This is a genomic window from Pedobacter ghigonis (assembly GCF_903166585.1).
Classification (GTDB): Bacteria; Bacteroidota; Bacteroidia; order Sphingobacteriales; family Sphingobacteriaceae; genus Pedobacter; species Pedobacter ghigonis.
The window spans coordinates 21,609-45,047 of sequence record NZ_CAESCM010000014.1; the positions used below are offsets into that span (position 1 = coordinate 21,609).

General features: G+C 42.0%; 15 protein-coding genes. 11 read left to right on the forward strand and 4 right to left on the reverse strand.

All coding sequences use genetic code 11. From position 1 onward, the window contains the following. Positions 1-2 precede the first annotated feature (2 nt). From HWV58_RS18540 to HWV58_RS18550, 3 genes are all read left to right on the forward strand, one after another. The gene (locus HWV58_RS18540; protein ID WP_175635516.1) at positions 3-917 is read left to right on the forward strand and encodes a DMT family transporter; all 915 of its coding nucleotides are present in this window, start codon (positions 3-5) and stop codon (positions 915-917) included. A 12-nt stretch (positions 918-929) separates the two neighbouring features. Then, entirely contained in the window at positions 930-1,433 is a 504-nt protein-coding gene (locus HWV58_RS18545) for a GNAT family N-acetyltransferase (protein ID WP_175635517.1), read from the forward strand. A gap of 215 nt (positions 1,434-1,648) precedes the next feature. Further along, a complete protein-coding gene (locus tag HWV58_RS18550; protein ID WP_175635518.1) occupies positions 1,649-2,635 on the forward strand; it encodes an arginase in 987 nt (328 codons plus the stop codon). Positions 2,636-3,195: 560 nt separating this feature from the next. Here HWV58_RS18550 and HWV58_RS18555 read toward each other — a convergent pair. The 3 genes from HWV58_RS18555 to HWV58_RS18565 form a co-directional block, all read right to left on the reverse strand. Further along, positions 3,196-3,699, reverse strand: coding sequence for a CinA family protein (locus HWV58_RS18555; RefSeq protein WP_175635519.1), 504 nt, complete (start codon positions 3,697-3,699; stop codon positions 3,196-3,198). 301 nt (positions 3,700-4,000) lie between these two features. Next, positions 4,001-5,764, reverse strand: coding sequence for a flavin monoamine oxidase family protein (locus HWV58_RS18560; RefSeq protein WP_175635520.1), 1,764 nt, complete (start codon positions 5,762-5,764; stop codon positions 4,001-4,003). Positions 5,765-5,777: 13 nt separating this feature from the next. Next, positions 5,778-6,965, reverse strand: coding sequence for an FAD-dependent oxidoreductase (locus HWV58_RS18565; RefSeq protein WP_175635521.1), 1,188 nt, complete (start codon positions 6,963-6,965; stop codon positions 5,778-5,780). A 658-nt stretch (positions 6,966-7,623) separates the two neighbouring features. Here HWV58_RS18565 and HWV58_RS18570 point away from each other — a divergent pair. The 4 genes from HWV58_RS18570 (at position 7,624) to HWV58_RS18585 (ending at position 12,133) form a co-directional block, all read left to right on the forward strand. Next, positions 7,624-8,055 carry a DUF1801 domain-containing protein gene (locus HWV58_RS18570; protein WP_175635522.1) on the forward strand — a complete coding sequence of 144 codons (432 nt, stop codon included), beginning with the start codon at positions 7,624-7,626 and terminating at the stop codon, positions 8,053-8,055. Positions 8,056-8,575: 520 nt separating this feature from the next. Then, positions 8,576-9,451, forward strand: a complete 876-nt coding sequence (gene fdhD / locus HWV58_RS18575) for a formate dehydrogenase accessory sulfurtransferase FdhD (protein WP_175635523.1) — start codon at positions 8,576-8,578, stop codon at positions 9,449-9,451. Positions 9,452-9,458: 7 nt separating this feature from the next. Next, positions 9,459-9,815, forward strand: a complete 357-nt coding sequence (locus HWV58_RS18580) for a DUF7009 family protein (protein ID WP_175635524.1) — start codon at positions 9,459-9,461, stop codon at positions 9,813-9,815. Further along, complete coding sequence (locus tag HWV58_RS18585; RefSeq protein ID WP_175635525.1) at positions 9,812-12,133, forward strand: FdhF/YdeP family oxidoreductase; 2,322 nt, start codon at positions 9,812-9,814, stop codon at positions 12,131-12,133. Before HWV58_RS18580 ends, HWV58_RS18585 begins: the two co-directional genes overlap by 4 nt. Before the next feature lie 989 nt (positions 12,134-13,122). On the opposite strand, the gene HWV58_RS18590 is transcribed toward HWV58_RS18585, so the two are convergent. Continuing rightward, complete coding sequence (locus HWV58_RS18590; protein ID WP_175635526.1) at positions 13,123-13,395, reverse strand: DUF4242 domain-containing protein; 273 nt, start codon at positions 13,393-13,395, stop codon at positions 13,123-13,125. A gap of 447 nt (positions 13,396-13,842) precedes the next feature. On the opposite strand from HWV58_RS18590, the gene HWV58_RS18595 reads away from it, so the two are divergent. From HWV58_RS18595 to HWV58_RS18610, 4 genes are all read left to right on the forward strand, one after another. Then, on the forward strand, positions 13,843-16,959 hold the full coding sequence (locus tag HWV58_RS18595; RefSeq protein ID WP_175635527.1) for a DUF5107 domain-containing protein: 3,117 nt from the start codon (positions 13,843-13,845) through the stop codon (positions 16,957-16,959). 181 nt (positions 16,960-17,140) lie between these two features. Beyond that, complete coding sequence (locus HWV58_RS18600) at positions 17,141-17,731, forward strand: RNA polymerase sigma-70 factor (RefSeq protein ID WP_175635528.1); 591 nt, start codon at positions 17,141-17,143, stop codon at positions 17,729-17,731. A gap of 930 nt (positions 17,732-18,661) precedes the next feature. Further along, positions 18,662-19,807, forward strand: coding sequence for a FecR family protein (locus HWV58_RS18605; RefSeq protein WP_175635529.1), 1,146 nt, complete (start codon positions 18,662-18,664; stop codon positions 19,805-19,807). 164 nt (positions 19,808-19,971) lie between these two features. Then, a complete protein-coding gene (locus HWV58_RS18610; RefSeq protein ID WP_175635530.1) occupies positions 19,972-23,436 on the forward strand; it encodes a TonB-dependent receptor in 3,465 nt (1,154 codons plus the stop codon). The last annotated feature ends 3 nt before the right edge of the window (positions 23,437-23,439 follow it).

Here is a 23,439-nt window from a genome sequence, read left to right on the forward strand (position 1 = left end):
ACATGGGCAAAAAAAATATTTTTCTGGTATTACTCGTTATAGGCACTGCTTTTTGGGGGATATCTTTTTCGGTAACCAAATTATCGATCAGCAATCACTCACCACAACTTTTTTTACTTTATCGTTTTGTGGGAGCAACACTGGTGCTGGCAATTGTTTTCCGCAAAAAATTAAAACACCTGAGTTATAAAAGCATTGTTTCGGGTGCCTTGCTGGCCATTCCGTTGATGCTGGGCATTGGACTGCAAACCCTGGGTATTAAACTCACTTCGGCTTCGCAATCTGCGTTTTTAGCTGGTACCTGCGTGGTTATTGTACCCTTACTAAAAATGGCTTTGTATAAAAAGGTACCGCACCTTAAAATCTGGATTGCTGCAAGCCTTTCGTTAGTAGGGTTGTTTATTATTTCTGTTAAAAATGGCTTTTCAGTTAATGCAGGCGATATGTTTACCATTGGCGGCGCCATCGCTTTTGCCTACTACCTGATCAGGGTTGAAGAAGAATCGGCCAGGATAGATATCGTGGCTACCATTGTACCTATGTTTGCCACTTGTGCGCTGCTTACTTTTGGAGCGGTTGTCTGGAGCACATCAGAAAGCTTGTTGCCAGCCGATAATACCTTTTGGTTCGGCGTTATTTTCTGTTCGCTTTTTTCAACAGCCTACATGTATTCCGTATCCAACATGGCGCAACAATACATCAGTGCCGAGCGGGTAGCCGTAATTTACCTTTTAGAGCCTATATTCGGTGCACTTGCTGCATCTTATCTCATTGGCGAGGTAATTACCTGGCAGCTTTTAATAGGCGGACTATTTATCTTTGCTGGTATGGGCATCTCTGAACTTAAATTGAAAATTTTTAGAAATATGTTCAAGCCGGCAGGTAAAACCCTTACAACCCATTTAAACAAACACTAAATTAAACCTAATATGGACGCTTTAAAATTCAGGACTGCAACCCGCAACGATTTGCCCCGAATTGTGGAAATCTATAACTCTACAGTACCAACCAGATTGGCAACTGCAGATACCGAACGTGTATCGGTAGCCAGTCGCGAACAATGGTTTAATGAGCACGATAGCAGCCGACCGCTATGGGTAGTTGAAGACACTCAAGGCCATATTCTGGGTTGGGTGAGTTTTCAATCTTTTTATGGCAGGCCAGCTTACCAGGCCACTGTTGAAATCAGCATTTACATCGATCCGGAGAGCAGGGGTAAAGGGCTTGGCAAAAAGATCCTGGAATACTGCATAAACCAGGCACCCAATTACGGTATCAAGACACTTGTTGGTTTTATATTTTCGCACAACACACCTAGCCTGCGCTTGTTCCAGCAATTTGGCTTCGAGCAATGGGGGCAACTTCCTGATATCGCCGTTTTAGATGGCGTAGAAAAAAGCCTGACCATATTGGGCAAAAGAATTACAGCATAAGCGAATAATTTTCGTTAGCAAATAGCCACGGATGCCCGGAATATAAGGATATTATTTTACTTAGCGCCCTCTGCACCTTCCTCTCTGCGTACTCTGCGGTTAAAAACGGCCGCGGATGCCCGGAATACACGGATTGCTTTACGTAGAACTCCAATTCCCTCTTCACTTTCCAACTCATTTTACTTACTTTGCAGCCATAACCAGATATTAATTAAATGGAGAAGAAGTTGATCAACACCGAAGCACGTACCATTAAACTCGTTAAAAACCGGTCAGACATAGGCGCTGGTACACGCGGTTCGGATATGGGGATCGATGCCATCGAGATTGCTGCCATTAACAAGGGCAGCGATTATTTTAACAGCTTTCCTTTTGTTGACGTAGAAACACATAACGAATCTATTTACGATAAAGACCGCAACACCTTTGCCAAGCGTATTGGTCAGGTATTGCAGCAGTGCACGCGACTGGCCGAAACGGTAAAACAAACGCTGGCCCTTGGTCATTTTCCACTCGTGTTTTCAGGCGACCATTCTTCCGCCCTGGGTACTATCAGCGGTGTAAAAGCTGCTTATCCCGATCAAATACTGGGCGTGGTATGGATCGATGCACACGCCGATCTGCATTCTCCCTATACTTCACCTTCAGGTAACATCCATGGTATGCCACTTGCAGCTGCTTTGGCTAACGATAACCCTGCGTGTCATATCAATGAGGTAAGTGGCGAAACCTTAACCCATTGGGACCGTATGAAAGCCATTGGTACTCCAGCTCCTAAGCTCAAGCCCGAACATCTGGTGTATTTCGGAGTGCGCGATACCGAGCATGCCGAAGATTGGTTGATGGAGCAGGAAGCGATCCGCAATTACCGGGTAGATGAAGTACGCTACCGTGGTCTGGCTACTTGCGTAGAAGAAGCCCTGCACAGGCTCTCTGCCTGCAACCTCATTTATATTTCTTTTGATGTAGATAGCATGGATTGCGACCTGATTTCTGATGGTACAGGTACGCCGGTTGCCAAAGGGTTCGATCAGTACGAAATAATCGAAATCATTAACCAGATAATTGATTCGGGCAAGGTTGCTTGTTTAGAAGTGGCAGAGGTTAATCCTTTACTCGATAACAAAGGCAATAAAATGGCCGAAACCGCCTTTGAAGTGCTGGAGGCTGTAACTGGTCGTTTAAGTGATGTTGTTGTTTAACGATCTCATTTTAAGTTAACTGCTTAATGTCCTTAATCCCTTAATGGTTTAATTATTTATCTTTGAGAAGTTAAGATTATTAAGGATGTTTTATTTGAAATGTTAAAGCAGCCACGGATGCACGGAATACATGGATATTAATTGGTTTACTTAGCGTTCTCAGTGCCTTCTTCTCTGTGTGCTTTGTGGTTAAATAGCCACGGATGCACGGAATACACGGAAATTATTCCTTTTTTACTTAGCGTTCTCAGTGCCTTCTTCTCTGTGTGCTTTGTGGTTAAATAGCCACGGATGCACGGAATACACGGAAATTATTCCTTTTTTACTTAGCGACCTCAGTGCCTTCTTCTCTGTGTGCGTTGTGGTTAAACAGCCACGGATGCACGGAATACACGTAAATTATTCCTTTTTACTTAGCGTCCTCTGCGATTCTCTCTGCGCACTTTGCGGTTAAAACAGCCACGGATGCACGTAATACACGGATATTATTCCTTATATTTTACTTAGCGTTCTCTACGATTCTATCTACGTACTTTGCGGTTAAAATAACTCCCCGCATCCTAAACATTCCCTACAACCTCCTCAATTTTCCCTAAAATATATTCCACTGCTTTTTCGCGGATTTCATTTCGCTCATCATCGGTTCCATCGGCTTTAATTACCGTTTCGAATTGATGAAATGCTTTATACCAGATAGCAACATAGATTTGGCCAACCTCTCTTTCAATAATGTAATCGGTTGTGGGTAGGGAGGCCACACCGGTAACAGCAACCGCAATAGTAGTGTCGGGGTAGATTTCTCTTAAACCTGCGCACATCGCAAAAGTTGTTTCTTTAGATTCGGCCGTATGATCTGCTATAATTTGTTCATCAACGCCCAGCACTTTCGTTTTAACCGTAGCATCGTAAGTTACAATACTGCCTTTTAATATAGCTGAGGCGCCAGAAACCGAAGCAATGGTGCTTGATAATAAGCCTGCGGTAATGCTTTCGGCACAAATTAGGGTTAGCCCTTTATCTCTTAAAAAGTTATTGAAATTGGCGATGCGTGTTTGGGAGATCATAATATTTGATTTTTGGTTAAGATATTGATTATTTGGTTCATTTGTCATTGGTTCATTAGTGCTAAGCCATCGTTTAAGCCATTCCTAACGTCACCCTGAGCAGAGTCGAAGGGTACTTATTGTAAACCTAATCAAAAGAACAACTCTGCAGATGCTGAACACGAAGTAGCGATTAAGCTGATAAAAACACTAAAAAATGCCATTAAGCACAAGAAGGTGCTCAACGTCAAACGCTGAACACCCTCTTGATTTTTGATTATTGGTACTTGGTTATTGAATATTGGTTATTCATTCCCCATCATTACCAACCTAAATAATAATCCTTATCTAACCAAACCGGGCGTTTGAGACCGAAATAATCCTGCAGCATCAGTTCGGCCACGCAGAAAGCGCCCTCAACCCAGCCTTGCTGATCAGAATAAGCCTCACCAATAATGTGGATCTGCTCGTCTACTACAGGTTTTCGCATGTAAGGCATCACCTTGTCAACCGAGTAACCCGCTTTCCAGGCGTGGTAGCCTGCACCAAAAGGTTCGTCGGTCCAATCCCTGAAATAGGTTACATAAGGTTCGGGGATGGTTACCTGCGCACCGTGCAGTTCGCGCAACTGGTTCATCAACTCATCTACCATCAGTTTAGTGGCCTGCACGCTGTCTAATTCGTGTAGTTCCTTTAGCGAAGCCGATTGGGCTGGCTTTACTTCGAAAAGCAATTTATCATCGCTAAGTGCTTTCCAGAAAGTTTCGGTTTCCATATCGCCGTAGCTACCCAGCAACATGGAGTTATTGGTTTGCGGATCGGTTCCGAAATAATAGCATTGGCGCATCGGTAAATCGGTAATCGAGTGACCTGAGTCGATACCCAGTTCTTTCCACCATGGGTAAGTAAAGCCCATTAATATTTTAAATGCCGGTTCCATAATTACCGAACGGATATTGTTGTTCAGTACTGCGTTTTCGTTAATATCGAAGAAGAAATTATCCTGATCTAAAAGCTCAAGCGATTTCCGTGGCATAGCGAGCACAAGGGTGTTGGCGTACACTTTCCATTTGGTATTGGTTTCGATGTTTAAAAAAGTAAGCTCGTATTTATGCGTATGGATAAACGGATGCGTTTTGGTAAAAGTAAGCAGCTTGTTTTTCGCCCATATACAAGCACCGGCATGGTCGGTATAGGCATTGGCTACCGCATAGGCGATACTATCGTAACCCTCTTCGATGGTTTTGTAAATGGTACCGGCGGAGAAATCGCCCACCATGTACGGAAAAGCTTCGGCCGAATTCCAGTTAATCGTATTCGAATAATAACCGCCGGCATTGGCTAAAAATTCGTAACCCTCCTGCGAAACCTGGTCTTTAATCAGATTCCAGAAACCCAGGTCGTTTACCAAACGTTTATCGTAAGGCGAGTTAGGGAAATTGTACACCAGTTTAGGCTTGATATCGTCCCAATCGCGACTCGTTAGCTCAAAAGAATAATCATAAATACCAGTACCTTTAATAATCTTGTCGCCATAGGTTTTGGCCACCCATGGATCGGCCATCAGAACATCGTAAATAATTTTATTGAACAGCTGATCAGAACTGAAACCCAAATCATCATCATTGAGGTAGTAGCGGGTAGATAGTTTTTCGCCATAGCGTTGTGCCACATTCCAGGCATCCTGTTTAAAATGTTGCTTACGCAGGTAGAATAACAATTCAGCAGGATTGCCCATCGGAAAGGGAACGGGTGTCATTTTATCTTTAAGTACTGGCGTACGTTTGGCCGGATCTTTTTCGCTAAGCGGATAACCCTCAATTAAAGTGGTTACGATTTGCTGCGAAGTGAGGTAACGCATGCCGCCAAGTTCGCCCCAGAAATTCATTCCCGGCATAATTACCGATTCCAGTCTGCCGCCAAGTTTATCGTTCATGTCAAAAATCTGCACCTGGCTGGCATTGTATTTTTGATCGGTTACCAGGCGGTAAGCAGTGTACAATCCAGAGGTTCCGGCACCAATAATGGCGACTTCAGTTTTTAAATCGGGTTGCATACCCGTGTTTAAAGGTGTGTTTTTGTTCATAATGAGGTAGTTTTTAGAGTGCTTTAAAGAATTTTTGTCCCAGTTGGAAAGGAGTAATATCGAAATCGGTGTGTCCGTCCAGTACCAGATCAGACATAATTTTGCCTAAGAAAGGGGTGAATTTTGCTGCCCAGCCTGTGGCGTATAACACAATATTTTTATGATTGGGCACATAGCTCGGTGCAAAATCAATTAACAGTTCTTTGTTAGGGATAGTACTCAGCGCGATTAAGCAGGTCGAAGTATATTCGGGCTCAGCGCTTAAGCCTGTCATGTGATCATTTACCCATTCGGCCGTATAGCCGAGTTCTTGCTGATTTGGAATTAAAGTCCTTTCATTTGGTTCATCTAAAGGGGTAATTACGAAATCGGGTGCTACGCGAATATATTCCGGGTGATCCCAGTCTACCGAAGGGAAGCCATAAAACTGGTTGCCGTTTTGGCCATCTGCATTTTGAAACACAAACCAGGTGGGGTATTGTATGGTAGGATCTGTTTTTTTAAAGTAAGCCGACGACATGTTCCAATACGTAGCTTCGATTTTAAAATCGAGCAGGTTAATTACGCTGTTGATATAGGGGCCGGGAATAATAGATAGCTTTTCGGTAATGTAAATGCCATTTGGTGTTTCAATTTCGAAAAGTTTCCCCATCTGATTGATTTTGAGCACAGGAGAGTTCTCTTTCAGTTCGACTGTTTCCTGTTTCTGGCACAAACCTAACAGCGTTTCGATAGTAGCTTTAAAATTAATACTGGCACCATCGGGTTGAAAAAGTCCTGTATAAGTTTCGGGCAGGTTTTTGAAGTGGTATTTTTCTTCAATTTCTTTTGCTGTTAAAGTGGTGTAAGGAACGTTTAAAGCTTTCAGTGCTGCTTCGGCCTCGGCAATATTACCTTCGGTTGAGTGTACTGCCGGATCGCCAAACCATAAGGTGCCCACCTTATCCAGCAAGGAGGTGCCCGTTTCTCTTTCCAGCTCATCCCAATAGGGTTTTGCACTTAAAGCCATTTGTACCATGTACTCGTCAGGGTAGGGAATGCGGAACTGGCGCGATACGCCTGCCGAGCTTCCGAGTTGGTTAACAAAAGTAAACTGCTCGAGTACAAGGGTTTTAGCCTTTCGTTTACCCAGGTGATAGGCGGTAGCCAGGCCGATAGCCCCACCACCGATAACAATTACGTCGTAATTTTCTGTAGTCATAAGTTGTATGTGTTATTCTTTTTTGGAATAGATTCGAAAACAAATAAAATGGAGTAGCCTGGTACTCAATCCCGGTAATCTGATATAGATTGAGCTAATGGATAGTAGCCACTAAAAATTAAAATTGTATTCCTTATGCCCGTAAATTGGTTGCGGCAGGGGAGGAAAACCGAACAAGATTATGGTATCCGTTAGCATTGCTAACAGGAATTAAGGGTTGGGGACTGAATGGGGACATTTGGAGCTAATTTAGTTTATGGGGACCTAAAATAAATAAATCTGTAAGTGTTTGGTTATCTCAAAAATAAATAATAAACTACAAATTTTTTATACTCAATTGTAAGTAATTTGTTAGCTGGTTCACTGGTTCATTCGTCATTTGTTCATTAGTGCTAACCCATAGTTTAATCCTGTCCAAACTCCAAACTCAACACTCCCAACTCAACAAGGTTGTCATTCTGAGCCTGTCGAAGGGCATAGGCCATATTAAGTTAAGGTTACTTCTTCCGGAGTTGCTGAAACAAGTTCAGCAGGACGAATATGGAAAAGATGATACTTAATGCTAAATGTCCTTCATGACCATTTTTTTGGTCATTGGTTATTGTTCAATTGTTTATTTATTTGTAATTTTCTTTATCCTCATCAAAATATTACCCTTATGGCTGCTATTAAAACCACCCTGAACGATGCAAGTGTAACCGATTTTATCAACACCTTTGCCGAAACCGAACAAAGGCGAAAAGATGGTTTCGAACTGTTAAAAATAATGAAAGATTATACCGGTTATGAAGCCAAAATGTGGGGACCCAGTATGATTGGTTTTGGTACTTATCATTACAAATCGGAGCGGAGCAAGCAAGAGGGCGACTGGCCGCTGGTAGGTTTTTCGCCACGCAAAACAGCCATTTCGCTATACGTTTACATGGGTACGCCCGTTAACGAAGCTTTGCTTAAAGAATTAGGTAAATTTAAAATGGGTAAAGGCTGTATTTACGTTAATAAGCTCGCCGATATCAATATCGAAGTGTTAAAGAAAATGATTAGCGAAACCATCATGCGGTTACAGGAAAAGTTTCCTGCTAAAGGTTAGGTTTTTTGGTTCACTGGTTCATTCGTCATTTGTTCATTGGGGCTAACCCATAGTTTAACCCTGTCCAAACTCCATACTCACCACTCCCAACTCAAACACGGCTGTCATTCTGAGGGTTAATTTTTTTTCATAAAAAACAATATTAGTGACATCCCCTTCGGAGTCGTCATTGTGAGGTACGAAGCAATCTTACTACTATGGTTGGGAAAAAGCATTGATTCAGTTTCAACTAGCGATCGTTGTAAGATTGCTTCGTTGTGCCTCCTCACAATGACGATTCTTCTACAGGATCTGTCAATAGTAGCATAGTTGAAGGGCGTAGCGCGAGCCCGCTTCAAAGTAGTGTTCTTACCTGTCTAAGGTGGTAAAAAAATACAACGAAACCTTATTTTTCACTAGCTTATCTGGTTAAGTATTTAGAAAAATCAACGCAGAATATCTACCTTAGTAAAAGCAATGGTAGCAACAAAATGGGGCTTCCCAATAAATAATGCCAGTTTTTACCGCAAAATAAGCTAACATGAAATCACTTTCAGATGTTTCCCTTCAAAGCGCACCTCAAACTGCCTATAGCGGAAATGTAGCCATTAAAAAGGTACAGGATGGGGTCGGCCACGAACATCATGATCTGCTGGCCATCGAAGAACCATTGGAAATCAGGCTTACAGGTAGCAAAGGGGGACAGCAGTTGTTAAGCAGTATTTCGGTAACCATGCGCACACCTGGTAATGATGAGGAACTGGCCAAAGGTTTCCTGTTTACCGAGGGAATTATAAACTGCGATGCCGAATTGCAAAAATCGGAAGTACTTGTATGTGGCGAAGGCCGTGAGAATATCATAACACTGGAACTAAAATCTGGCGAAATTCCAGATTTATCGTCCAGCGAACGCAATTTTTATACTACCTCCAGTTGTGGCGTTTGCGGAAAATCTTCTATTGCAGCCATTCGTACCCGGCAGTCTTTCTCAGCGGCAACCATTAACCAGGGCTGTATCGATGGTGAGATCCTTTTGCAGTTACCCGCTATCATGCAAAGTCAGCAAGATTTGTTTTCCGCAACAGGCGGATTGCATGCCTGCGGTCTTTTTAATACCCGGGGAGAACTACTCGATTTAAAAGAAGATGTAGGACGGCACAATGCCCTCGATAAGTTGATTGGAAAGGCCTTTGCCGAAGGTTTATTGCCGCTTAGGGAGCATGTTTTATTGCTTAGCGGCCGGGCAAGCTTTGAACTGGTACAAAAGGCAGCCATGGCAGGCATCGCCACTATTGCGGCCATTGGCGCGCCATCCAGTCTGGCTGTTGAGCTGGCCATCGAATGCAATATTACCTTGATCGGTTTCCTGCGGGGCAGAAATTTTAACATTTATACAGGCGCTGAGCGCATTAAATAATACAGACATGAAAATACGAATTAAAGGCAATTTTATCAGATACAGGTTAACGCGCCCGGAAGTAGAAGGCCTTTCTGCAAATAACACTTTGTCTGAAACCGTAGATTTTGGCAACCGCAAGCTCATCTATAGCATCAGCTGTACGAATGATGATGCGCTTTCGGCTACTTTTATAGGTGATGAAATTAACCTCAGGTTTCCTGAAGCCTGGCTCGCCGAATGGAAATCGACAGATAAAGTTGGTTATAAAGACACATCAGGTGCACTCAGTATTATGCTGGAGAAAGATTTTACCTGTTTGGACAATGTTGAAGAAGACCAGCGCGATCATTATCCCCACCCACTTTTGAGTCCGAACAAATGAAAAAGCTAAAAGTAGTGCCCAATCCCGAAAATCCAGAGAAATTACTCAACTTGAAATATACACCGGCCAAAAACTGGGCTGCAGGCATTCCCGGGGTATTGGCGGCTTTTGGCGATCTGATTGAGGAAGGGATCCCGTTTCGCGGCACACGTGCTTTATTTAGCATGAACCAAAACGGTGGCTTCGATTGCCCCAGTTGTGCATGGCCCGATCCGGATGATGAACGTTCGCCAATTGGCGAATATTGCGAAAACGGCGTGAAGGCACTGGCAGAAGAGGCGACTTCAAAAAAAGTTACCGAAGCGTTCTTTACCGAAAATTCGGTTGTAGACCTGGCGAGGTTAACCGATTTCGAGATCGGGAAGAAAGGACGGCTTACTTCGCCCATGTTTTTGCCCAAAGGAGGTACACATTATCAGCCCATAAGCTGGGATGATGCCTTTAAAAAAATAGCGGCGCATTTAAACGCACTTAATTCTCCAGACGAGGCTATTTTTTATACCTCTGGGCGTACCAGTAATGAAACCTCATTCCTCTATCAGCTTTTTGCAAAAGAATTTGGTACCAACAACATGCCCGATTGTTCTAATATGTGCCACGAAACCTCGGGCACGGCACTCTTACCAACCATTGGCATCGGAAAAGGTACAGTAAAACTCGACGATTTTTATCAGGCAGAGGTGATTGTGGTGATTGGCCATAATCCCGGAACCAATGCACCTCGCATGATGACAGCCTTGCAGAAGGGTAAAAATAACGGGGCAAAAATTATCGCCATTAACCCGCTGCCAGAGGCCGGGCTGATGGGTTTCCGGAATCCACAGGCCCTGAATGGCATTTTGGGCATTGGCGAACATTATTCGGACCTTTACCTGCCTGTAAAAATAAACGGGGATATGGCTTTGCTGAAAGCAATAGGTCTGTTGCTGGCGCGCGAAGAAGCGCTTACACCCGGTCTGGTTTTCGATCATGAGTTTATCCGCGAGAAGACAAGCGGGTCAGCAGATTACCTTGCACAATTCGAAAATTATCAACTCGATGAGCTTGCTGCAGCTGCAGGTTTATCTGTTGCCGAAATTGAAGCTGTTGTTGAAATACTGGCGCATAAAAAGCGGATTATCTTTGCCTGGGGAATGGGGCTTACCCAACAACCCAATGGCGTGGATATGATTCGCGAAATTGTAAATATTCTGCTGTTGAAGGGAAGTATTGGCAAGCCGGGAGCAGGTGTATGTCCGGTAAGGGGGCACAGCAATGTACAGGGAAACCGTACCATGCTCATTAACGAAAGGCCAACGCAGCAGCAACTGGATAGGATCAGAGATGTTTTTGGTTTCGAACCACCCAGGGCACACGGTTATAATGTAGTAAGCGCCATTAAGGCCATGCACAAACAGGATGTTAAAGTGCTTTTTGCCATGGGCGGCAACTTTTTATCAGCTACGCCCGATACTACTTTTACAGCTGAGGCTTTGCGTAAGCTCCGGCTTTCGGTACATGTTTCTACCAAGCTGAACCGGAGTCATTTGGTGCACGGAGAAGAAGCACTGATTCTGCCCACACTCTCGCGCAGCGATATTGATCTGGTTAACGGAGTCGCTCAGTTTATCAGTACAGAAAGCTCGATGGGGATTGTGCAATCTTCAAAAGGAATACTAAAGCCTGTTTCCGATCAGTTACTCAACGAAACGCATATTGTTTGCAGAATGGCCATGGAAACACTGGGCGAAAGATCGGTGGTAGACTGGAAATCCTTCGCTGATGATTATGATAAAATTCGCGATGTAATTGAAAAATGCATACCTGGTTTTGAAAATTACAATGAACGCATCAGGCAAAAAGGAGGTTTTTATTTACCCAATGCTGCCCGCGATGGGAAGTTTATCACCGGAATAGCAGGAGATAGGGCGGCCTTTACCCTTTCAGGTGTTCCATCGAACATGCTGGCCGAAAATGAATATCTGATGGCCACCACCAGAACGCACGATCAGTTTAATACCACCATTTACGGTTTGGAAGATCGCTACCGGGGTATTAAAAATGAACGCCGGGTAGTATTTATGAATCAGCAGGATATGGACCGACAGGGATTTAAAGCCGAAGATAAAGTTGATCTCTTTAACTTCGATGATGGTATTGAGCGGGTAGCCCGGCTTTTTCTGGTTGTTCCCTATGCCGTTCCTAAGGGTAATGCTGTAACCTATTTCCCTGAAGCGAATGTGCTGGTTTCGATCAATAATGTGGTGAAGGAATCGAATATGCCTGCTTCTAAATTTGTGCGCATTCAGATCAGGCCACACCAGGCAGAGCTGACTTAGCAATAACAATAACAAGGGTGGCAGGACTAGGCCAACGATCCGTTTTCGTTTTTACGCGATCGTCATTCCCGCGCATGCGGGTACCCTAATGCTTTGGCTATTAATTTTGATCAAGCTCCTTTATTTCCCTTTTCTCAGGTGTACTAAGATGTCTTAGGTGGTAAGCTCATGCTGTTTTTTAACGCGATCGTCCTTCCCGCGCATGGGGGAACCCTAATGCTTTGGCTATTGATTTTGATCAAGGCTTCTTTATTTCCCCTTTTCTCAGGTGCGCTAAGATGTCTAAGGTGGTGAGTTATTGCTATTTCTTCTTTTTTTAAGGCGATCGTCCTTCCCGCGTATGGGGGAACCCTAATGCTTTGGCTATTGATTTTGATCAAGGCTTCTTTATTTCCCCTTTCTCAGGTGTACTAGGATGTCTAAGGTGGTGAGTTATTGCTATTTCTTCTTTTTAAGGCGATCGTCCTTCCCACGAATGCGGGAACCCTAATGCTTTGGCTATTGATTTTGATCAAGGCTTCTTTATTTCCCTTTTCTCAGGTGCGCTAAGATGTCTAAGGTGGTGAGTTATTGCTATTTCTTCTTTTTAACGCGATCGTCCTTCCCGCGCACGCGGGAATCTTAATGCCTGGGCTAATCATACATTTGCATTTATTCAATAGTTTGTAACCCTGAGGGTTAATTTATTTAGTAAAAATCAATATTAGTGGACAGCCCCTTCGGAGTCGCCATTTCTAGCGGAGTGCAACCCAGTCGAGAACCACGCAGTCCTCAGCGAAGCTAAATCTGTCTCGATAGATTTCTCCATTCCGCCACCAGTGAAAAACCGGCCGGCTCTAGTCGAAATGAAGATTCTTCTATCGGGTCTGTCAATGGTGACCTGTCGAAGGACTTAAGCAATCGCATAATTTCCCTCATGAGCCTATAAACTTAAATGCACTTATAAGCCTTATGTGGTGAAAAACAACTTTATTTACACGAACCTCAAACTACTCAGCCGTAATCGGATCTATAACAGCAGAAACTTTTTTGATCGAATTAGCCGGAAATCCACCTAAATGCGCATGTTCGCGTACCATTTCCTCATTTGGTGCATTGTAAACACAGTAAATTTTATCGTCGGTTACATAGCTGTTTACCCACTGGATTTGTGGCCCCATTTTGTTTAGCACTCCACACGATGCTTTCGAAATGGTTTTCAGTTCCTGAGCGGTTAATTTTCCTGCGCCGGGAATTTCCCGTTCAATTACATATCTGGGCATAATAAAATAGTTTAGAAATTATTCCTACTCATCTGGCTTTTCGGTAACGCCCCGTTTTTATTGGTATCTGGCCTCCAATTCAGGAACGGTTTAGCAGTATAATCTCGATTGGTCTTCTGGTGCTGCATGCACTTAAGCTCGCCGGTTGGCGGAAAATGGAGGAATTGACAATTGATGCTTAATTAAATTTACAAATAATATCTGGTTGCCAATCAATCAGAACTGCTCATTTTACTTCACAATTTGTGCGATATTAACCTGTATTTAATTTCCATTCCTTGTGGTTCTTCAGAAATTTTTATCTTCGGGCTCACCTAACCAAATTTTACCGTGCAAAATAGCCTTGCGCTTGAATAGTCAGCTGTAAACCAGGAAGAAGTAAACACTATATTGGTTTTAAGCGCTCGTTGAGCACTTCTGTTTTAAACCGGTCAAATCCATTTTCAAATGAAGAAACTATTGCTAACTTTTTCTGTTTGTATAGCGGTAATCGGTACCTATGCACAAAATAATGCCAGCTTTAAGGAAGATAAACAGGTATTTACTACCTATCCCTTTTCCGATCCGAACCCTATACCGGCCTTTACGCACATTTACCCTTATTTCCGTTATGACGGATTTACCGATAAAGCCATACAAAAAGAATGGAAAGTAGTAACCCTCGAAAATGACTATATCAAACTAACCATATTGCCCGAAATTGGCGGCAAAATCTGGTCGGCTATCGAAAAATCTACAGGCCGATCGTTTATTTACGATAACCACGTAGTGAAATTCAGGGATATTGCCATGCGCGGCCCCTGGACAAGTGGCGGGATAGAGCCCAACTATGGGATTATGGGACATACCCCCAATACCGTAACCCCTGTTGATTATTTAACACGTAAAAACAGCGATGGAAGTGTAAGTTGTGTGATTGGCGTACTCGATTTGTTAACCCGAACCAACTGGACAATGGAAATCAATCTTCCGAAAGACCGCGCTTACTTTACAACCAAATCGTTTTGGTATAATGCCACACCTTTAAATCAGCCCTATTACCACTGGATGAACGCAGGGATAAAAGTGAAAGGAAACCTGCAGTATATTTATCCCGGTACACATTACCTAGGGCATGAGGGAGAGCACAGCGACTGGCCAATTAATAAAGAGAATGGTAAGGACATTTCCTTTTACGAACAGAATAATTTTGGAGGCTACAAATCGTACCATGTTTTTGGAAAATACACGGATTTTTTTGGTGCCTACTGGCATGATGATGATTTTGGAATGGCCCGATATGGCAGTCACGATGATAAAGCCGGAAAAAAAATCTGGATCTGGGGGCTGGCCGATCAGGGCATGATCTGGGAAAAATTATTAACCGATACCGACGGGCAATACTCCGAAATCCAATCGGGCAGGTTGTTTAACCAAACGGCCGAAAAAAGCACTTTTACACCCTTTAAACACAAAAGTTTTACGCCCGGAGCAACTGATACCTGGACCGAATACTGGTATCCGGTATTAAAAACAAAAGGATTTGTAAAAGCCAACCAATATGCTGCCCTGAATGTAAAATATGAAAAAGGTTGGTTGAAAATTTATTTAAATCCGGTGCAAACCCTAACCGATACCCTTTTGGTTAAGCAGGGCGAAAAGGTGATTTACACAAAGCGGGTAAAGTTAAAACCTTTGCAAACTTTTGCCGATTCTATAAAAATGGATGGCCCTGTTAACAATTTATGGGTTACACTTGGAGGTGATAAACTGCAATACGAATCTAAACCAGATGCCGATGTGCTAAGCCGTCCGCTCGATTCGCCCAAAGATTTTGACTGGAACTCGGGCTATGGATTATACCTGCAGGGCAAAGCCTTTATGGATCAGAAAATGTATGCCCAGGCCGAAGAGAAACTCAGTGCTGCATTAGGTAAAACACCAGGTTTTGTGCCGGCATTGGTTCAAATGGCCGAACTGATGTACCGCAACATGCGCTATAAAGAAGCTTTAACATTTGCAAAAACGGCTTTGAGTGTTGATACGCACGATGGTGCAGCAAATTATTTTTATGGTATTATCAATAATCAGCTCGGCAACGCCACCGATGCCAAAGATGGTTTTGATCTGGCCGGTTTAACCATGGCTTTTAAAAGTCCGGCTTACCGCGAGTTGAGTAAGTTATATTTAGCCGAAAAAAACTGGGACAAGGCCTTAAATTATGCCACTAAATCCATCGATTTTAACCGTTACGAAATAGGGGCGTTACAGGTGCAGGCCATTGCTTACCGCCATCAAAATAAAATCAGTGAGGCCAAAGCAGTTTTAGACAGCATTTTGGCTTTCGAGCCGCTTAGCGATTTCGCCCGTTTTGAAAAATACCTGATTCAGCCATCTGCAGAAAACAAGAACCGTTTTACAATAGCAATCCGCAATGAGCAACCTACTGAAAGCTATCTTGAATTGGCTGCTAATTATTACCAGATGGGCCGTTTCGACGAAAGCGAACAAGTACTTCAACTGGCACCCGATAATGCTTTGGTAAATTTTTGGCTGGCATTTTTACAAAATAAAAAAGGACAGTCTTTTGCTTCCGCTTTAGCCAAAGCCGATCAGGCTTCTGCGGCTTTTGTTTTTCCTTTCCGTTCAGAAGATGAGGCCGTATTGCTTTGGGCGAATAAGCAACTTAACAGCTGGAAACCCAAATATTACCTGGCACTTTTATACCAAAACCGTAATCAGCTTAACCTGAGTAAAACATTCTTTAAAGCCTGTGGCAATACTCCCGATTTTGCTCCTTTTTATGCTGCACGTGCCGCCATGCATATCGATGCCACTGAGCTGGCCGATCTTAAAAAAGCACAAAGTTTAGATCGGGCCGACTCGCGTTATACCAAGCTTTTGGGCGAATATTACCTTAGCCACAATCAAAACAACGAGGCCTTAAAAACGATCGAGCCCTATTACCAGTCGAATACTGGAAATTATATCATGGGGATGCTTTATGCTAAAGCTTTATTGCTGAACAAGCGTTATGCTGATTGTGCACAACTGCTCGATCAGATTCAGATCCTGCCTTTCGAAGGCGCTACCATTGGTCGCGAATTATACCGTGAAGCGAAATTGATGCAAGCCATTAATGAAATAAAACTTAAACACTACGGCCAGGCACTTCGTCTGATTGCAGATGCTAAAAAATGGCCTCAAAATTTAGGGGTAGGCAAGCCTTATGCCGAAAATATAGATGAGCGTTTAGAAAACTGGATGGATTACCTGTGTTATCAGAAAATGGGCAACCAACAGGCTGCAAAAACCGCCTTACAACAGGTTACCGGCTTTAAACCTAAGATAGAAAATACAGTAAGCAATTTTACCGCTGCAAACCAATTGTTAACCGCCTGGGCAATGGAAAAACTTGGGCAAAAACAAGAAGCCAGGGTTTGGCTTGATAAGCAGGTGAAACTATACCCTAAAGATGCAATTGTAAAATGGTGTCAGAAAGTATTTCTGCACGTTCAAGGCGTTAAGGCCGATACAACAGATTCAGGAGTACGTTTAATAGAGCAAATGAGAATGTTAAAATAGCAAAACAAAGGATAATTTTGATTAGAGATTACACCAAATCTGCAAATCTGTGGCTTTTAATACCGAATTTTGCATCTGGTAATGTTTGAAGTCTTTTTAGTCAGACAATAGTGATGAAAAATATATAAATTGAACCCTTAATTTTTTTGCTTAGCATTGTAAAAGCTATTCCCTATAAAAAATGAAACCTGATAACCTGGAACTATGGCCTGATAGTTTGCTTGTAAGCAATATGCAAAGCAATGACCGGACTGCGTTCGAGAAAATTTACAGCAGGTACTGGAGCAAGCTATATTTATCAGCTTATCACATTTTACGCAATAGGGAAGCCTCAGAAGATATTGTTCAGGAAATATTTGTAAGTCTGTGGTTAAAACGCGAGTACACTTTAGTCGATAATCTCAATAATTATTTATTTACTGCTGTCCGTTTTCAGGTTTTCAAAGCCATTAGGGATGGGAAACTACGCACCGATTTACTGCACGATACCGATTTGCTGGTGAGTGCCCACAATGCAGAAAATGCTTTTGCCGAAAAGGAAATAACACAACGTTTAGATGAAAGCATTGAGCAGCTGCCTCAAAAATGTAAAGAAATTTTTATCCTGAGCAGGAAAGAGCACCTCAGTGTGAAAGAAATAGCCGCACGTTTAAACATCTCACCTAAAACTGTCGAAAATCAGATTACCATTGCACTGCGCCGCCTGCGTACCGATATGGGCGAATTTTTATTTTGGGCGATATTGCTGCTGGGTGGCATCTGGGGTAAATAAGTTTTACATCCATTAACATTTTTTTACCATATAAGACATTTAAGGGCAATTAAGATAGATGCTTTTGATTTAAGACATTTAAACTTTCTGGATCGTCATTCCCACGAAAGTGGGAATCTTAATGCTTATGCTTAAGTTATTTCACCACCTAAGACATGTGAGCACAATTAAGCTGGATGTTTTTGAATAGCACTCTGTTAACAAAAACCTCAGGTGAACTTAGGTTTCTAAGGTGGTAAGATTTATAGTGTTTAGCCATTAATAAAACAATGATGGTTTTTAATATGGCGAATGATTTTCACCACCTAAGACACCTAAGAGCAATTAAGCTGGATGTTTCTAAATTTTCGAATAAGAGACCGTTTAAATTTTCTAGAAATATCACATGGGCGGTGGAGACACCGCCCAAAGCTTTCGCTAGAGGTGGGTGTCCCCACCCACCTGATAGACCAATGAATTTTTTTTCATTTTTAACCAGTTTCTAATAATATATCGTATATAATACCTCAGGTGAACTTAGGTGTCTAAGGTGGTAATATTTACTGTCCCCAACCAGTAATACACCAAAATCGCCACTAAAACATAAACTTATATTTCCTTCTATGACTTATATGGTTTTTCTTACGACGAATGATTTTCAGCACCTAAGGCATATAAGCACAATTAAGCTGAATGTTTTTGAATAGCACTCTGTTAACAAAAATACCTCAGGTGAATTTAGGTGTCTAAAGTGGTAATATTTAACATATAGTGTAAGCCACAAATAACCCTCTAAAACATAAACTTATATTTCCTTCAATGACTTATATGGTTATTTTTTTAGAAAGCGCACTAAATATAAATCACTGTTAAATAGCTTCTTGTAAAATAATTAAAATTCTTTTGGGGGATACCCCTCGTTTTAGGTACATACACCCAAACCACAGCAAATTGAAAAAAGCAGCATTAATACGTTTAACAGAAAAATATATAGCCGGTACTGCCAGTGGGGAAGAACGCCTCGAGCTCGAATCATGGTACAATGAACAATTGGCGCAAAACAACTTGGAAGATGAAGCGCAAATTGATGAAGCCGAGCATCGTTTAACAGGTGAAAAGATTTTGAATAACATTAACCAGCAGATCGATACGCAAGAGCAGATAAAGCCTCGCCGCTATTTCTCCCGTTGGGCCGTTGCGGCATCAATAATTGCGGTTTTGGGTTTTGGCTGGTATCTCATAAGCAAGCGTGAAGCTAATAAAAACGTAAATAATGTAGCTGCGTTAATTAAACCAGGTGGTAATAAAGCGTTTTTAACCTTAGCCAATGGCACTAAAATTAACTTAGATGAAGCCGTTAATGGTACTATAGCCAATCAGGAAGGTATTAAAATTACTAAAACGGCCGATGGCCAGCTGGTTTATACCATAGTTGAAACTAAAGCCGGCCAGCAGGCCACAGGCTACAATACCATCAGTACGCCGGCTGGTGGCCAGTATCAGGTTACTTTGCCCGATGGAACCAAAGTTTGGCTAAATGCCTTATCATCATTAAAATATCCAACTGCCTTTACCGGTAAATACCGTACAGTAGCTTTAACCGGCGAAGGTTATTTTGAAGTTGCCAAAAACAAAAACAAACCCTTTAAGTTAAGCACAGCCAAACAGGAAATCAGCGTGTTGGGAACTCATTTTAATGTGAGTGCCTATGCCGATGAGCCCGAAATTAAAACCACGCTGGTAGAAGGTGGTGTAGCCGTTAAAAACTTTAGTCCCTTGGCCACCGGGTTGTTAAAACCTGGCCAGCAAGCCATCTTTCATGGCTCGGATTTCGAAATTAACAATGTTGATGTAGAAGAATACATCGCCTGGAAGAACGGTTTCTTTATGTTTAACAATGAGGGCATTAAAGAAGCCATGCAAAAATTAGCCCGCTGGTACGACGTAGAAATCGAGTATGTAGGCAATTTTGACGGCATTTATTTCGGCGGGTCGTTTTCTAAACACAACAACCTGCAGGAAACCTTAAAGATTTTAGAATCAACTGATAAGTTTAAATTTAAGATAGAAGGAAGGAGGATTAAAATTATAAAGTAATACACTGAAATTTTAATCCGGAAAAACGGATTTCGACTGCAATCGAAACCCGCTTAAAGCTTTGGATTAAAAAAATGTCCCAACGATAACCAAATAGTTAAAACATTGTAAATGCAATAGCAACAGCTATAGGCATTTATATCAACCCAAAACCTAACAAATGTATGAAAATTTACGATTTTAATTTATACCGCGCGGGCAGTATAAAGCATAAAATTCTGTTATCCATGAAGCTAACCATTCTATTACTTTTTGTAGCTTTTTTACACGTTAATGCAAGCAGTTTCGCGCAAAAGAACATTACGCTTAACGAGAAAAACGCATCCCTACAAAAAGTGCTCAAAGCCATTAAAAGCCAAAGCGGTTTTAATGTGTTTTTCATCCAGAGCGATTTAAAAAAATCAAAAGCTGTAAGTATTGATGTTAAAGACGTTTCGCTGGCCGAAGCTTTAAACCAGTGTTTTAAAGATCAGCCCTTAACATATTCTATACAGGCCAACACCATTGTGGTGAAAGAAAGGCCTGCAAATGTGGCTCCTGCCAATAAAACAGCACAGGAAACGCCCGTAAATAAAGTAATTGATGTAATCGGTACCATTTTAGATGAAATAGGCAAGGGCATACCCGGAGCCAGCATCAAAGTAAAAGGTAAGGAACAAGGTGCTGCGAGTGATGAAAACGGAAATTTTAAACTGGTTGGCGTAGCAGATGATGCCATATTAATTATTTCGTACATGGGTTATAAAACCCAGGAAGTAAAAGCTGCTGCCAGTTTAAAAATTACACTGGTGCCTCAAACTAACGACTTAAACGAGGTGGTAGTAGTGGCTTATGGTACACAGAAAAAATCGAGTTTAACTGGTGCTGTTGCTACCATTACCCCTAAACAATTAAAAGAGCGTCCGGTAACTTCTATTCAAAATGCTTTACAAGGTATTTCACCAGGATTAACCATTTTGCAACGCCCTGGCGATGTGAGTGCCAGTGCCACTGGAGGTACCGCTGTAAATATCAGGGGTAGAAGCAGTTTAGCAGGAGCAGGTACACCACTTTACATTATTGATGGTATCCCGGCCAGTTCGCAGGAGTTTGCCATCTTAAATCCAAACGATATTTCGGGCATGTCTGTGCTAAAAGATGCTTCATCTGCAGCGCTATATGGTTCGAGAGCGGCCAATGGTGTAATTATGGTTACCACTAAACGCGGTGGAGGTGATAAAGTAAGTATTGAGCTAAATGCCAATTATGGCTGGCAGTCGCCTACCCGCATCTCTAAATATTTAGGATCGGTTGATTATACTACGCTTTATAACGAGGCTTTAACCAATGTTGGTCGTAGCCCAATGTACACACCGGCACAAATAGAATTATACAGAAATGGTTCTCAACCCGATTTATACCCAAATACCGATTGGTACAAAGAAGTTTTAAGATCGAGTGCGCCACAAAGTGATGTGAATTTAAATATCAATGCACCTGGTAAAACCACCAGCAGTTACTTAGGTTTAAATTATCTAACACAGGAATCATTAATTCCAAATAAAGACCAGGATCGTTTTAGCGCAAAGCTAAATACCGAAACCAAAGTAGTAGATAATATTTTAAAGGTAGGTACCAACATCTCTTTCATTAACCAGGCTTTCGATCGTTTGGGTAATTTATCGTGGACAGAGCTAAACCGTTCTTTGCCAACTAGTGTTTTTCGCCAAAGTAATGGCCAGTGGGGTTCGGTAAATAACGGAACGGTAGCCAGCAGCTCTATTCCATACCGTAACCAGGCGCGCATGATCGCCGAATCATCAAAAGGAAGCAATCGCAATAACTTATTGCAAACTGCTGCCAACGCTACATTAACGCCATTAAAAGGCCTTTCTATTAATGGATTGGTTTCGTTAAAGTTTACCAACAACAACAGTACAGCCTTTAACAATACCATGACTCCGATCAATAACTTTTTAACCGGAAATCCGATTGCATTACCAGCCGGACAAGGTACACAGAACGATTTAAGAGAGTACTGGGTTAAAAGAAAAGAATTACTCGTACAAGGTACTGCAGATTACGAGCGTACTTTTGGCAAGCATTATGGTAAGGTAACTGTAGGTGCATCGCAAGAAAGTAATGTGCTTAGAAGTGCGTTTATTGGCCGCAGAAACTTTCCTAACAACGATTTAAGCACCATTATCAACGGTTCGGGTAACGGAGAAGATGTGTTATCGGATAGCAATGGCGATGATATTATTGCCGGTGTTTTTGGTTTAGCCAACAGAACTGCTGCCGAAGAGTGGTCTATGCGCTCAATGTTTGGTCGTTTTAACTATGCTTTTGATGATAAATACCTGTTAGAGGTAAACGCACGTATCGATTATTCTTCACGTTTCCGTGATGATGTACGCCGGGCCTTTTTCCCATCGTTTTCTGCAGGCTGGGTAGTTTCAAAAGAAGATTTTATGAAAAACATCACCTGGGTTGATAATTTCAAGCTTCGTGGCTCTTATGGTTCATTGGGTAACCAGGACGTAGTTGCTGTAGGAAACTATTTTAACCGGTTAAACGCAGGCTTCCAGTATAGCTTTGAAGGTACAGCACAAGACGGTATCTGGCAAGCTGATGGATCTTGGCCAACCACAACCTGGGAAAAAGTATACATGACCGATTTCGGTGCCGATATTACCTTGTTTAAAGGTAAATTAGACATTACCGCCGATTACTACATTAAAGATACTAAAGATCTGTTATTGCGTAACGCCGCGTTGGCAACTTATCCTTTAACAGTACCTTTTACTAACGCAGCAAGCACCCGTAATACCGGATTCGAGCTGGCTGTTACCCATAATAACCGCATTGGTAAAGACTTTACGTTTAGTGTAGGTGGTAATTTATCTTTAATTAAGAGTAAAATCACCAAAATTGGCGATAACAACAATGATCTCTTTCCTGATCCATATATTCAAAGAGTTGGCGAATCGCTTGGATCTTTTTATGGCTACCAGGCAGATGGTCTTTTTGTTAGCGATGATGAAGTTAAAGGACACGCTTTTCAGGATGCCCGTACCAAAGCGGGTGATATTAAATACAGAGATTTAAATGGTGATAATGTAATTAATGCAGCCGATCGCACAATCATTGGTAACGATGTACCTTTTGTTAACTATGGCTTTAATTTAAGCGCATCTTATAAAGGTTTCGATTTTAATATCCTTACTTATGGCGTAGCTAAAGTTAAGACCTATTTGGGGCAGGAAGCTTCTCAACCTTTCTTTAACGGTGCAAATGCAAAAGTACAGTTGCTAAATCGCTGGACAAAAGAAAATCCTGATCCAAATGCTGATTTTCCAAGGACTTTATTAACTGCAGATGCAGGTCACAATATCAATCAGCTTTCATCATTTTATCTGTTTAATGGTTCATACTTCAGGGTAAGGGGCATTACTTTAGGTTATACTTTACCTCAAAATGCTGTAAAAAAAATTGGTTTGTCTAAACTTAGAATTTATGGAACAACCAATAATCCTTTCACCATCATGGCCGATAAACGTTTGGGCGACTACGATCCCGAATCTGCTTCAGGCCGTGGAGGTTACCCGGGTATTAAAACATGGTCGTTTGGTTTAAGTGCTGGATTATAAAAT